General features: G+C 65.2%; 13 protein-coding genes. 4 read left to right on the top strand and 9 right to left on the bottom strand.

Annotation, left to right across the window (positions count from 1 at the left end; all coding sequences use genetic code 11):
* Positions 1–59 precede the first annotated feature (59 nt).
* The 8 genes from QX132_RS26890 to QX132_RS26855 form a co-directional block, all read right to left on the bottom strand.
* Positions 60–326 (bottom strand): hypothetical protein, encoded by a 267-nt coding sequence (locus QX132_RS26890; RefSeq protein WP_315740271.1) that lies wholly within the window; start codon positions 324–326, stop codon positions 60–62.
* 1400 nt (positions 327–1726) lie between these two features.
* On the bottom strand, positions 1727–3205 hold the full coding sequence (gene gatB, locus QX132_RS26885) for an Asp-tRNA(Asn)/Glu-tRNA(Gln) amidotransferase subunit GatB (protein ID WP_315784483.1): 1479 nt from the start codon (positions 3203–3205) through the stop codon (positions 1727–1729).
* Positions 3206–3210: 5 nt separating this feature from the next.
* Positions 3211–3507: a hypothetical protein gene (locus QX132_RS26880; RefSeq protein WP_315740273.1), complete on the bottom strand. Its 297-nt coding sequence runs from the start codon at positions 3505–3507 to the stop codon at positions 3211–3213.
* Positions 3498–4973, bottom strand: coding sequence for an Asp-tRNA(Asn)/Glu-tRNA(Gln) amidotransferase subunit GatA (gatA, locus tag QX132_RS26875; RefSeq protein WP_316163287.1), 1476 nt, complete (start codon positions 4971–4973; stop codon positions 3498–3500). Before gatA ends, QX132_RS26880 begins: the two co-directional genes overlap by 10 nt.
* Positions 4970–5206, bottom strand: a complete 237-nt coding sequence (locus QX132_RS26870; protein ID WP_316163286.1) for a hypothetical protein — start codon at positions 5204–5206, stop codon at positions 4970–4972. The genes gatA and QX132_RS26870 overlap by 4 nt, the downstream gene beginning before the upstream one ends.
* A gap of 70 nt (positions 5207–5276) precedes the next feature.
* Positions 5277–5564 (bottom strand): Asp-tRNA(Asn)/Glu-tRNA(Gln) amidotransferase subunit GatC, encoded by a 288-nt coding sequence (gatC, locus tag QX132_RS26865; RefSeq protein WP_316163285.1) that lies wholly within the window; start codon positions 5562–5564, stop codon positions 5277–5279.
* Between the two features lie 108 nt (positions 5565–5672).
* A complete protein-coding gene (locus tag QX132_RS26860) occupies positions 5673–6749 on the bottom strand; it encodes a nitronate monooxygenase family protein (RefSeq protein ID WP_316163284.1) in 1077 nt (358 codons plus the stop codon).
* Between the two features lie 9 nt (positions 6750–6758).
* Complete coding sequence (locus QX132_RS26855; RefSeq protein WP_315740278.1) at positions 6759–7745, bottom strand: nitronate monooxygenase; 987 nt, start codon at positions 7743–7745, stop codon at positions 6759–6761.
* Between the two features lie 104 nt (positions 7746–7849).
* Here QX132_RS26855 and QX132_RS26850 point away from each other — a divergent pair, with 104 nt between their 5' ends.
* Together QX132_RS26850 and QX132_RS26845 are read left to right on the top strand one after the other, a co-directional pair.
* Entirely contained in the window at positions 7850–8740 is an 891-nt protein-coding gene (locus QX132_RS26850; protein ID WP_316163283.1) for a LysR family transcriptional regulator, read from the top strand.
* 228 nt (positions 8741–8968) lie between these two features.
* Positions 8969–9916 (top strand): cyclase family protein, encoded by a 948-nt coding sequence (locus QX132_RS26845; RefSeq protein ID WP_315740280.1) that lies wholly within the window; start codon positions 8969–8971, stop codon positions 9914–9916.
* Positions 9917–10090: 174 nt separating this feature from the next.
* Here the strand turns inward: QX132_RS26845 and QX132_RS26840 are convergent, their stop codons facing one another.
* A complete protein-coding gene (locus QX132_RS26840) occupies positions 10091–10690 on the bottom strand; it encodes a TetR/AcrR family transcriptional regulator (RefSeq protein ID WP_315784489.1) in 600 nt (199 codons plus the stop codon).
* A 49-nt stretch (positions 10691–10739) separates the two neighbouring features.
* Here QX132_RS26840 and QX132_RS26835 point away from each other — a divergent pair, with 49 nt between their 5' ends.
* Together QX132_RS26835 and ruvX are read left to right on the top strand one after the other, a co-directional pair.
* Entirely contained in the window at positions 10740–11582 is an 843-nt protein-coding gene (locus tag QX132_RS26835; protein ID WP_315798007.1) for an oxidoreductase, read from the top strand.
* A gap of 147 nt (positions 11583–11729) precedes the next feature.
* Positions 11730–12215 carry a Holliday junction resolvase RuvX gene (gene ruvX / locus QX132_RS26830; protein WP_316163282.1) on the top strand — a complete coding sequence of 162 codons (486 nt, stop codon included), beginning with the start codon at positions 11730–11732 and terminating at the stop codon, positions 12213–12215.
* Positions 12216–12217: the final 2 nt, after the last annotated feature.

The following is a 12217-nucleotide window of genomic DNA, read 5'->3' as shown; positions in this document are numbered from 1 at the left end:
GGCTCGTGCGGCATGGCTCGCACCGAAAGCGAGATCCGCCAAGTCGCGGCCTAGCTCGCTCAGTGCGCAGTCATCCAGGCGCGCGCCTCGCGCTGCGCGGTCGCGATCTCGGCATCCGACATCTGCTCGGCGACCTCGCGGCGCATTGCCACGGCGTCGACGCGCCCCCTGAGGGCGGCGAGATTGAACCATTTGTGCGCGGCGATCAGATCGACCGCACCGTCGCGACCACTCGCATAGAGCATGCCGAGCTCGAACAGGACATCGCCGCTGGCGCCCTGCTCCGCGGTGGTCACATCATCAAAATTGAGTTGTCCCTGAAACATCGTCGCTCTCCTTCGCCCGAGGAGGCGGCCGGTCACCCGAGCATGCCCCCGTCCAACTGTTCAACGCCTGGTTATCCCCATGCCGTCTCGCGGCTTATGCGCGAAGGATGACCGATCAAGTTTGAAAGGCAGTTTAAACATCGTGCTGAACGAGCCCTGAACGCGGAACCCCCGCATTTTCCCGGGACGGCTTCAATGCATTGATTCGAAATGGATTCTTCAACTCGGCAAAGAGCGGTTTACCGTTCTGTTTGGCAAACCCCTAACCATCCCGCGAAAGCGCTTCACCGCGCCGGGGCGGAGCGCACCACGCAGGCGGTCAACAGCCGCACTGGGACCGGACACGTCTTGACACAGGGTGCGGGAGATTGCGTAGCGCACTGCAGCACGAGTACGCGCGCACCGAGCTGCTAATAAGGTCGTTCGTCTATGGGAGACTGGGAGGCACACAGTCGCCGGAGGCGCGGTGCTCAGGGATCGAGGGCGTCGGCGAACACGTCAGGATCAGATCCCACTCTGGCTGATAGCCGCTCGTGAGATTGCAGACCGGAAACGCGATCTGCACCGAACGAAGAAATCCTGTTTCTTCTGCCGGACCGCACCGCGAGCGAATCCGCTCTCGAGTTCGATCCGACCGTTGACCTGATGTCTCGCCGACACCCTCTATCGTCTGTTGGAGCTTCAGGAGATCTGCCCGGCTCGCGAGGAGCTATGCCGACCTGCGTTCCAACGACGTGCCGGCATCAGCTGCCGGACTCATCTCGCAAGGACTGCGAGAGTTACTTCTTCTTGGCGACCTTCTTGGTCTTCTTGGCAGTCTTCTTCGCCGCGGTCTTCGCGACCTTCTTCACTGCCTTCTTCGCCTTCTTCGCTTTCTTGGCCATGTTGCCCTCCGATGTGAGATGGCTTAGTCGATGCGTGCACTCGGGAATCGAGCTGCACTCCTCATCGATACACCAACGAGTGAAAAAAAACAGCTTCCGGCTTAAGGAAGTGTTGACAGGCGCGCGCGCACGCGGCTGACGCAACGCGCGAAGCAGTGCGAGGTTCGACATCGCAAACGCGCACGCGGCTGCGCGCGACGCCAAGCGCGCTACTGATAGACATTGCAGAAAAAGCCTACGCTGCAAGCATTTTCTGAACTGCTACATGACAGCGCGAAAGTGGCGGCGTGCACATCGCAAGGCGCGGACTCGCACGATGAAGGCGGCGCGCGGACTCTGAGTCGTAAATTTTGGCAACGAAAAAATTTTCATTGCACACGCCCTCGTGTGCGTTCGAACGCTCGGCAATGGTGGCTTTTTTGCGAATCGCGCGCAGCGATTCGCGAAGTCGTCGGGTCAAACAAAACGGCGCGCACCGTGTGCGCGCCGCTGGAACGAAGACGAGCGATCGCCGTTTCAGATGCCGAGCTTGCTCTTCAGGATGTCGTTGACCGCCTGCGGATTGGCCTTGCCGCCCGACGACTTCATCACCTGACCGACGAACCAGCCGGCCAGCTGCGGCTTCGCTTTCGCCTGCGCCACCTTGTCCGGATTGGCGGCGATGATCTCGTCGACCACCTTCTCGATCGCGCCGAGGTCGGTCACCTGCTTCATGCCGCGGCTCTCGACCAGCTCGCGCGGCTCGCCGCCCTCGCTCCAAACGATCTCGAACAGGTCCTTGGCGATCTTGCCGGAGATGGTGCCCTCGCCGATCAGCGCGACGATCGCGGCGAGCTGAGAAGCCGACACCGGCGAGGACGCGATGTCGCGGCCCTCCTTGTTGAGCCGGCCGAACAGCTCATTGATCACCCAGTTGGCGGCGAGCTTGCCGTCGCGCGCCCGGTCGGACAGCGCCTCCAGCACGCTCTCATAGAACGCCGCGCTCTCGCGCTCGGCCACCAGCACCGAGGCGTCATAGGGCGAGAGGCCGACATCGGCAATGAAGCGCGCCTTCTTCTGGTCCGGGAGCTCCGGCAGGCCCGCCTTCAGCTCGTCGACGAAGGCCTGGCTGAACTCCAGCGGCAACAGGTCCGGGTCCGGGAAGTAACGGTAGTCGTGCGCCTCCTCCTTGGACCGCATCGAGCGCGTCTCGCCCTTGTCGGGATCGAACCTCCGGGTTTCCTGCTCGATCGCGCCGCCGTCCTCGATGATCTCGATCTGGCGCCGCGCCTCGGCCTCGACCGCCTGGCCGATGAAATTGATCGAGTTGATGTTCTTGATCTCGCAGCGGGTGCCGAGCGGGCCGCCCGGCTTGCGCACGGAGACGTTGACGTCGGCGCGCAGGCTTCCCTTCTCCATGTCGCCGTCGCAGGTGCCCAGATAGCGCAGGATCGAGCGCAGCTTGGTCACATAGGCCTTGGCCTGCTCGGCATCGCGGATGTCCGGCTTGGAGACGATCTCCATCAGCGCCACGCCGCAGCGGTTGAAGTCGATATAGGACAGCGACGGCGACTGGTCGTGCAGCATCTTCCCGGGATCCTGCTCGAGGTGCAGGCGCTCGATGCCGATCGTGGCGGTCTTGCCGCCGTCGAGCTCGACCGCGACCTCGCCCTCGCCCACGATCGGATCCTTGTACTGGCTGATCTGATAGCCCTGCGGCAGGTCGGGGTAGAAATAGTTCTTACGGTCGAACACCGAGCGCAGGTTGATCTTGGCGTTCAGCCCGAGCCCGGTGCGCACCGCCTGGCGGACGCACTCCTCGTTGATGACCGGCAGCATGCCCGGCATCGCCACGTCGACCAGCGAGACGTGGCTGTTGGGATCGCCGCCGAACGCGGTCGAGGCGCCCGAGAACAGCTTCGACTTCGAGGTGACCTGGGCATGGATCTCCATGCCGATCACGACCTCCCAGTCGCCGGTGGCGCCCTTCATCAGCTTGCCGCTGGTTGCCGTCATGGCCCTCAACTCCCCATCAGCGCGGAGACGATCCGCTCAAATTCGATATCCAATGCATCCTTGGCGACGGGCTGCCCGGCCTGCCGATACCAGTAGGCGGCATTGCCGAGATCGCCTTCGACGCGATGCAGATGCGCGTGCACCCAGGCCGCGTCGCGGCCGGTCTCGTCCTGAATGATCTTGTGCGAGCGGTCCCAGTCGCCCTTCGCCAGCCACCACAGGCCGGTCAGCACGGGCGACAGTCCGGCCGCGGGCGCGTCGCCCGCGAGGCTCGTCTTGAAATCGGCGACGCTTACCACCACCGGACCGGCGTGAAGCGTCCCGCCGCCTGCTCGATGACCTCGCCGAGCGAGAACAGCGTCTCCTCGTCGAACGGACGGCCGATCAGTTGCAGCCCGAGCGGCAGCCCCTGACTGTCCTTGCCGGCGGGCACGGCGATGCCTGGCAGTCCCGCCATGTTCACGGTCACCGTGAAGATGTCGTTGAGATACATCTCGATCGGGTCGGCGCCGCCCTTCTCGCCGATGCCGAAGGCGGCCGACGGTGTCGCCGGGGTCAGGATGGCGTTGACGCCCTTGGCGAAGCAGTCCTCGAAATCCTTCTTGATGAGGGTGCGGACCTTCTGCGCGCGCAGATAATAGGCGTCGTAATAGCCGGCCGACAGCACATAGGTTCCGATCATGACGCGGCGGCGGACCTCGGCGCCAAACCCTTCGGCCCTGGTGTTCTCGTACATCTCGCCGATGGACTTCCCCGGCACGCGCAGGCCATAGCGGACGCCGTCGTAGCGGGCGAGGTTCGAGGACGCCTCGGCCGGCGCCACGATGTAATAGGCCGGGAGCGCGTATTTGGTGTGCGGCAGCGACACCTCGACCAGCTCGGCACCGGCCGCCTTCAGCCACGCCGCGCCCTCGCTCCAGAGCTTCTCGATCTCGGCCGGCATGCCGTCCAGCCGGTACTCCTTGGGAATGCCGATCTTCATGCCCTTCACCGACCTGCCGATCGCCGCCTCGTAGTCCGGCACGGGGATGTCGACCGAGGTCGTATCCTTCGGATCGTGGCCGGCCATCGAGCGCAGCAGGATCGCCGCATCCCGGGTAGTCCGCGCGATCGGCCCGGCCTGGTCGAGCGATGAGGCAAAGGCGACGATGCCCCAGCGCGAGCAGCGGCCATAGGTCGGCTTGATGCCGACGGTGGCGGTGAACGCCGCCGGCTGGCGGATCGAGCCGCCGGTGTCGGTTGCGGTCGCGCCCATGCAGAGCAGCGCGGCCACCGCCGAAGCCGAGCCGCCGGACGAGCCGCCCGGCACCAAGGTGGTGTTGGAGCCCTCGCGGCGCCACGGGTTGCCGACCGGGCCGAAGCACGAGGTCTCGTTCGACGAGCCCATGGCGAACTCGTCATTGTTGAGCTTGCCGAGCATGACCGCGCCGTCGCGCCAGAGCTGCGAGGTCACGGTCGACTCGTAGGGCGGCACGAAATTGCCGAGGATCTTCGAGCACGCCGTGGTGCGGACGTCCTTGGTGGCGAACAGATCCTTGATCCCCAGCGGAATGCCGGCCAGCGGCCCGCCTTCGCCCTTATTGATCCTGGCGTCGGCGTCGCGCGCCATCGCGCGCGCCTGGTCCGGGGTCTCCATCACGAAGGCATTGAGCGCCCGCGCCTCCTCGATCGCCTTGAGATGGGCGTCGGTCAGCTCGAGCGACGTGAAGGTCTTGCTCGCGAGGCCCTTGCGGGCATCGGCGAGCGTCAGCGAAGTCAAATCGGTCATTTGTTGATCGGGCTGCAGAAGAAAGGAGAAAGCGTCTTGTCGTCGGCCGGGTCGTCCGCGAAGAACTTGTTCTTCGCAGGGGAGGCTTTCTTGATATTGGCGGCCGCTTCGAGCTGGTCGAGAATCTCGTTCACGGCCTTGTCCGGATCGGCGGCCTTGCCCTGCCGCTCCATCGCGTCGAGATAGTCCATATAGGCCTTGTAGGCCGCTTCATCGTCGCAGAGCAGGCACATGGCGTTGGCTCGCTTGTCGGTTACGGCTCGGGTCGATCGCGCCGGAGCAGCGACCAATCCAACCCCTTGGCTATTCCACGACCTTCGGCACGAGGAAGAAGTGGTTCTCGGTCGCCGGCGCGTTCTTGACGATGTCGTCGGCGATCTCGCCGTCATTGACGACGTCCTGACGCTTCTTCATCGCCATCGGCGTCACCGAGGTCATCGGCTCGACGCCCTCGACATTGACCTCCGACAGCTGCTCGACGAAAGCCAGCATCGCATTGAGTTCGCCCTGCAGATGCGGGACCTCGGCGTCAGTGACAGCGATCCGCGCCAATTGCGCGATCCGGCGGACGGTGGCGGCATCGACCGACATTATATAGGGCCTCACGGGACAAGGTGAACCCGCCCTATAGCAGAGCCCGCTTTCGCGCCGCAACCGGCAGCCGTTGGACTTTCCTGGGGCAACATCCCGCCCGAGGTGTCAGCCCGCCATGCTCCGCAGCCGCGCCAGAGCCTGTGCGGCCAGCATCCGCGTCAGTTCGGCCGCCGGCATCTCGCGCCCAAGCGGGAGCGCCTGCCCGGCCCAGAGATTGGTGAAATCGACCCGGCCCTGCTTCTCGGCTGCGGCTTTCAGCGGTCCGAGCGCCGTCGCCGCATGCGGAAAGGCCGGTGCATCCGGCGAGATCGGCCCGACCTCGCGCATCACCCGGTTGGCGACGCCGCGGGCGAGCCGACCGGTCATCACGTTGGTGATGACGGTCGATTCGTCGCTGGCGGCGGCCAGCACCGCGCGCGCCGGCACGCTGACCTTGGATTCGGGACTGCGCAGAAAAGCGCTGCCGATCTGCACGCCGGAGGCGCCGAGTGCGAACGCAGCGGCAATGCCGCGCGCATCGGCGATGCCGCCGGCCGCGATCACCGGCAACTTCACGGCGTCCACGATCTGCGGCACGAGAGCAAACGTGCCGACCTGCTCGGCGAGCTTGTCTGTCAAGAACATGCCGCGATGGCCGCCCGCCTCGGCACCTTGCGCAATGATGATGTCGGCGCCGTTCCGCTCCAGCCAGACCGCCTCGCGCACGACGGTCGCCGACGCCAGCACGACCGCGCCGGTCGCCTTCACGCGCGCGAGCAGCCCGGGCTCAGGCAGGCCGAAATGGAAGCTGACGATCTCCGGCTTCAGCTCCTCGACGGCAAGGCACATCGCTTCATCGAACGGCGCGCGATTGGCCGCCTGGACCTCCGCATCGGGATCGATGCCGTACTCGCGGTAGTAGGAGGCCAGCCGCCGCCTCCAGCCGGCCTCGCTGATCGCATCGGCCTCGACCGCGGTGTGGCAGAAGAAATTCACATTGATCGGCGCGGCAATGCGCTGGCGGAAGATGTTGACCTGCTCGCGCATCTTGTCGGCAGAGATCATCGCACACGCCAGCGACCCCAACCCGCCGCCTTCGGCCACAGCGATCGCAAGCTCGGCGTCGGCCACGCCCGCCATCGGGGCGAGCACGATCGGATGGTCGGTCTTGACGAGATCAGCGAAACGGCGATCGGGCCACATGGTCTGCTCCTATTGCTCGGCTGAGACGGCGGATGAATTGCGCCGTCCCTGAAGAATGTGCTCGGCCTCGCTGACGATGCGCGCGACGATCTCGCCGGCCGGTGGGATATCATGGATCAGACCGACCGCCTCGCCGGCGATGACCGCTGCAATGTCGAAATTGCCGTTGGCGCGTGCCTTCATATAGTCGGCCGAGACGGTCTCGACCTGCTGCAGCAGATCGACCTCGCGCCCCATCCAGCGGCGCGCATGATCGTTGACCAGGCAGCGGCCGGTGAACGGCGCTGGCCAGACATTGTTGCGCGACAGATCAAAGATGATGCCGCGCACGGTCTCGCCGGATTTTGCCGCGCAGATCCGCCGCTTGGCCTCGTCGGCGCCGGCAGCCTCCCGGCTGGCATAAAAGCGCGTGCCGAGCAGCACGCCCTCCGCCCCCAGCATCAGCATCGCCGCAAGGCCGCGGCCATCGGCGAGACCGCCCGCAGCCACCACAGGCAAGCGGCCGGCCGCGAGGTCGACGATCGCCGGCACGAGATCGAGCGTGGTCCGCGACGCGCCATGACCACCCGCCTCGGTTCCTTGCGCGATCAGGATGTCAGCCCCGGCCGCAATCGCCTGCTCCGCCATCACCTCACTCTGCACCTGGCAGATCAGCAGCGCACCGGCACACTTGATATCAGGCGCAAAGCGCGCGGGATCGCCGAACGACAGCATGATCGCCGCAGGCCGCGCGGCGAGCGCGATGTCGAGCAGATCGGGCTGCTTGGCCAGCGACCAGGTGATGAAGCCGATGCCGAACGGCGCGCGCAGGCCTTCGAGCTCCGCAATTTCATGCGCGAGCCACGTCCGATTGCCGTAGCCGCCGCCCAGAATGCCAAAGCCGCCGGCGCCGCTGACCGAGCGCACCAGCCGCGCATCGGCAATCCCATCCATCGGCGCCAGCAGGATCGGATGGCTGATGCCGAGCCCTTCTGTCAGCGCCGTCCGTAGCGGCATCACAGTCTCCTCATCTCTGGACGGCGAGTTTAGGCGCGGCTAACATTCTCTCAAAATGAATACTTGAGAACTCTGCCATCGCAGATTCAAAACGGAGATTGGCCGTGGAGCTGAGCGACCTCCAGACTTTCGCGGCTGTTGCGCGCACCGGCGGTATCACGCGCGCGGCGGAAGCCCTCAACACGGTGCAGTCCAACGTGACCCAGCGGATCAAGGCGCTGGAGGCCGAGGTCGGCACCGCATTGTTCGAGCGGCACAGCCGCGGCATGACCCTGACCAATGCCGGACTGCGCCTGCTGCCTTATGCCGACCGGATCGCGGCGCTGTCGCGCGAAGCGCTGCTCGCGGCGCGCGACGACGGCGATCCCAAGGGACCGCTGATGATCGGCTCGATGGAAACGACCGCCGCCGTGCGGCTGCCGACGCTGCTCGCGGATTTTCATCGACGCTTCCCGGCGGTCGCCCTCGGCCTGCGCACGGCGCCAACTGCCGAGCTGGTGGCCGCAGTGCTCGACGGGACGCTCGAGGGTGCCTTCGTGGCCGGCCCGATCGACCATCCCGATCTCTCGGGCATCATCGCCTTCGAGGAAGAGCTGGTGCTGGTGACGGCCCGGCACTTCGAAAGCCTGCCGGCTCTGCGTGCGGCGACAACGGCGTCCGGTCCGACGGCGCTGGTGTTCAGGGCCGGCTGCACCTACCGGCAGCGGCTGGAGCAGGTCTTCAACGATTTCGGCTGGCCCGCGGCAGCGCGCATCGAGCTCGGCACGCTCGACGGCATGATCGGCTGCGTCACCGCCGGCATGGGCGTCGCGCTGTTGCCACGCGCCGTATTGACGCGCAACGAGATGATCGGCAGCGTCAGCCTGCACACGCTCGATGCAGTTCATGCAAAGGTCGAAACACTGTTCATCCATCGCCGCGCGGCGCATCGCAGCAGCGCGCTCTCGGCCTTCATGGCCGGCCTCGCCGGCCGGGATCACGACATCGCGGCTTGAGCGGATTCACCCGGAGATTGTACTGAACGTTGCCGGCGAGCGTCACATTCCATTGCGCGAAATGACGTTCTCGACCATGAAACGCGGCCATTTCGACCGATGCGACTTTCGGGCGCTGTGCAGCGCACGCGCGCGAAAATAATTTTGTCGCGCCATCCTCTACTACGTTAGGATGTGGCGCTGGCCAGCGCGAAACACAACAAACGTCAACATGTCGGAGGAAATGCGATGCGCAACGCGTTCGTGTTGTGCTGCTCGATTGCCATGATGGGTGCGATCGGGACGGCCAATGCCCAGGACAAGACCCCGGATTGGACGAAATCGAAATGGGGCCCACAGGACGAGATCGGCGCGGCCAACTACATCACGCCGGAGCTCGTGGTCAAAGCCGCCTCGCTGGTGAAGACCGGCAAGACCTACCCACTCGGCATGATCGTCGATTCCAAGACGCCGGCCTATCCGCCGCGTTCGTTCAAGATCACCGTGGTGCAGCCGGGCCAGGCCGGAATTCCCGGCCTCGGCCCGAACAAGGCGACCTACAATGACGACATCGTCGAAGGCTGGGTCGGCGTCGGCAGCCAGATCGACGGGCTCGGCCATCTCGGCATCGAGCACGTCTATTACAACGGCAACAAGCTGCTCGACTTCGCCGATCCGACCGGCCTGAAGAAGCTCGGCATCGAGAAGGTGCCGCCATTGGTGGCGCGCGGCGTGCTGCTCGACATGGCCGCCTATTACAACACCGACGTGGTCAAGGAAGGCACGGCGTTCAACGTCAAGGAGATCGAGGAAGCTGCCAAGAAGCAGGGCGTCGAGATCCGCCAGGGCGACATCGTGATCTTCCACACCGGCTGGCTTGGTTTGATCGGCAAGGACGACAAGCGTTACGGCGCCGGCGAACCCGGTCTCGGCGTCGAAGGCGCCAAATACCTGACCTCGAAGGGTGTGGTCGCAGTCGGCGCCGACAACTGGGCGGTGGAGGCGATCCCGTTCGAGTCGTCGAACCTGTTCGAGGTGCACCAGATCCTGCTCGCCATGAACGGGACCTACATCCTGGAGAACATGGACACGGCGGAACTGGCCAAGGACAAGGGCTACGAGTTCCTGTTTGTGCTCGGCCAGCCACGCTGGCGCGGCGGCGTCCAGGGCATGATCAACCCGATCGCGATCCGTTAAGCTCCGCCGATCTCCTCGTGAGGGCATCCCGGGAGCGCCGCGTCCTCACGAGGAGTCGGGAATCGTCCTGCGAAAGCAAACCTTGGACAAGGAGCCCGCCGCAGGCGCGCCTGAAGCTGGCCGACAGAGACCCGGGATCGGCGGGTCAGTCGATCAAGCCGCCCCTATCGGACGTCAATTTAGGTAGCCGAGCAACAAGGCGCTCGCCATGTCTCGCGCACGCGGGGCGAGCGCCGCATCCGACAATTCGCCCGCAGTCCAGAAGGACAACACGCCGCGGAAACTGAAGGCGAGTTGCTCTGGAAGGCAGCGCAGGGCTTGTTCTCGCCGGCCGGCCCTCAGTCCCTCTCCCTTCCCCAAGGCCAGTGCCCAGAAGGCAGTGGATCGGGACAGCGTCTGACCGGGCGAAGCCTGGGCGGCACCCAGCCATCCCATCACGGTCCGGTTCACGTCTGGATTCTCCAACATCACTGCCACCGCCGTATCAATAGCCAATAGCACGCGGGCATTTGCATCTCTCGATGGTGGCGCGGCGGCGTACCGCACCTCCATGGTGTCGATCCGACGTATGGAGAGAGCCTGCATGATCGCGGCCTTGTTGCCGAACTGATTGAACGGCGTCGCGAAGCTGACCCCCGCCTCAGCGGCAAGGTCCCGCATCGAGAAATCGGCCCTGCCCTGACGGAGAAGCCGCTCTGCGGCATCGAGGACGTGCCGACGAAGCGGCTCGCCTCTCATGCCACTGGATGAATGTTCGGTCTTGCCACGTGCCATGCAGTATCTATATCATGATATAGATAACCTTGTCATGCGGAGTTGTACGATGGCGGCTGCCGATTCGAAGATTTTCCTCATCACTGGCGTCAGCTCGGGCTTGGGCCGAGCGTTCGCAAAGGGCGCGCTGGCCGCCGGCCATCGGGTGATCGGGACCGTGCGAAGGGTCGGCGATGCCGAGGCTTTTGCCGCGCTTGCAGCGGGCAAGGCTCATCCTCTCGTGATCGACGTTACGGATTTCGATGCAATCCCGGCTGCTGTGGCAGAGGCCGAGAAGCAGATTGGCGCGATCGACGTACTGGTGAACAATGCCGGCTACGGTCACGAGGGCACGCTGGAGGAGTCCTCGCTCGACGATCTGCAGCGGCAGTTCGCCGCCAACGTGTTCGGCCCTGTCGCGATGATGAAGGCCGTGTTGCCGGGGATGCGCGCGAGGCGGCGCGGCCATATCGTCAATGTGACCTCCATGGGCGGCTTCATCACCATGCCCGGGATCAGCTTCTATTGCGGCAGCAAGTTCGCGCTGGAGGGCATCTCGGAGTCGCTCGGCAAGGAAGTGGCCGCCTTCGGCATTCGCGTCATTGCGCTTGCGCCCGGTCAGTTTCGGACCGATTGGGCGGGACGGTCCATGGATCGCACGCCGCGCAGCATTTCCGACTACGACGCCGTCATGGATCCGATTCGCGCCGCCCGATTGGCCAAGAGCGGAAACCAACCCGGCGATCCCGCGAAGGCCGCACAGGCATTGCTTGCCCTCGTGGAAGCCGAAAGACCGCCTGTACGGCTGTTCCTCGGTGAGGACGCGCTGGCCCTGGTCGAGCAGAAGATCGAGGGCATGAAAGCCGAAGTGAGTGCCTGGAACAAGCTCTCGCGCTCCACCAGCTTCGCTTGATGATCCGAAGCCGGCGCATCCGGGAAAGACTGCAACGCTCGACATCTGGGCCGGTCGACTCGCGTGCGCGAGCTTCGTCGGGGCGGCGAAGCGATGCACGCCCTCACCTGCTGGCTCGCCACGCGCCTGCGTGTTAAGCGCATTGCCATGCCCGCCCCCATTCTCCCCCTTGTCGAAGCCGCCGGCCGCTGGCCCGAGCGCGGCGCGCTCATCGGCCTCGATCTCGGCACCAAGACCATCGGCGTCGCCGTGTCCGATCCCGATCGCCGGCTCGCCACCGGCGTCGAGACGATCCAGCGCAAGGCCTTCAAGGCCGATGCCATCAGGCTGCTTGCCATTTGCGCCGAGCGCAAGGTGGTCGGCTTCGTGCTCGGCCTTCCCATCAACATGGATGGCAGCGAGGGGCCGCGGGCGCAATCGACCCGGGCGTTCGCGCGCAATCTCGCCGGCCTTACCGACCTGCCGATCGGCCTGTGGGACGAGCGGCTGTCGACGGCGGCGGTCGAGCGCGAGTTGATCGGCATGGATGTCAGCCGCGCCAAACGCGCCGAGGTGATCGATACGCATGCGGCGATCTTCATCCTGCAGGGTGCGCTCGACCGGCTGACGACGCTGCGCCGCTCGGGTCAGTAGTC

This window comes from Bradyrhizobium sp. SZCCHNRI20481 (genome assembly GCF_032485055.1).
Lineage (GTDB): Bacteria > Pseudomonadota > Alphaproteobacteria > Rhizobiales > Xanthobacteraceae > Bradyrhizobium.
Note: the sequence above shows the minus strand (reverse complement) of the source record. Positions and strands in the feature narration are given on the sequence as shown.

Bases quoted from the DNA above. Each gene is read 5' to 3' on its own strand.
- QX132_RS26890 (WP_315740271.1), bottom strand. From the start codon at position 326: ATGTTTCAGGGACAACTCAATTTTGATGATGTGACCACCGCGGAGCAG.
- gatB (WP_315784483.1), bottom strand. From the start codon at position 3,205: ATGACGGCAACCAGCGGCAAGCTGATGAAGGGCGCCACCGGCGACTGG.
- gatA (WP_316163287.1), bottom strand. From the start codon at position 4,973: ATGACCGATTTGACTTCGCTGACGCTCGCCGATGCCCGCAAGGGCCTC.
- QX132_RS26870 (WP_316163286.1), bottom strand. From the start codon at position 5,206: ATGTGCCTGCTCTGCGACGATGAAGCGGCCTACAAGGCCTATATGGAC.
- gatC (WP_316163285.1), bottom strand. From the start codon at position 5,564: ATGTCGGTCGATGCCGCCACCGTCCGCCGGATCGCGCAATTGGCGCGG.
- QX132_RS26860 (WP_316163284.1), bottom strand. From the start codon at position 6,749: ATGTGGCCCGATCGCCGTTTCGCTGATCTCGTCAAGACCGACCATCCG.
- QX132_RS26855 (WP_315740278.1), bottom strand. From the start codon at position 7,745: ATGCCGCTACGGACGGCGCTGACAGAAGGGCTCGGCATCAGCCATCCG.
- QX132_RS26845 (WP_315740280.1), top strand. From the start codon at position 8,969: ATGCGCAACGCGTTCGTGTTGTGCTGCTCGATTGCCATGATGGGTGCG.
- QX132_RS26840 (WP_315784489.1), bottom strand. From the start codon at position 10,690: ATGGCACGTGGCAAGACCGAACATTCATCCAGTGGCATGAGAGGCGAG.
- QX132_RS26835 (WP_315798007.1), top strand. From the start codon at position 10,740: ATGGCGGCTGCCGATTCGAAGATTTTCCTCATCACTGGCGTCAGCTCG.
- ruvX (WP_316163282.1), top strand. From the start codon at position 11,730: ATGCCCGCCCCCATTCTCCCCCTTGTCGAAGCCGCCGGCCGCTGGCCC.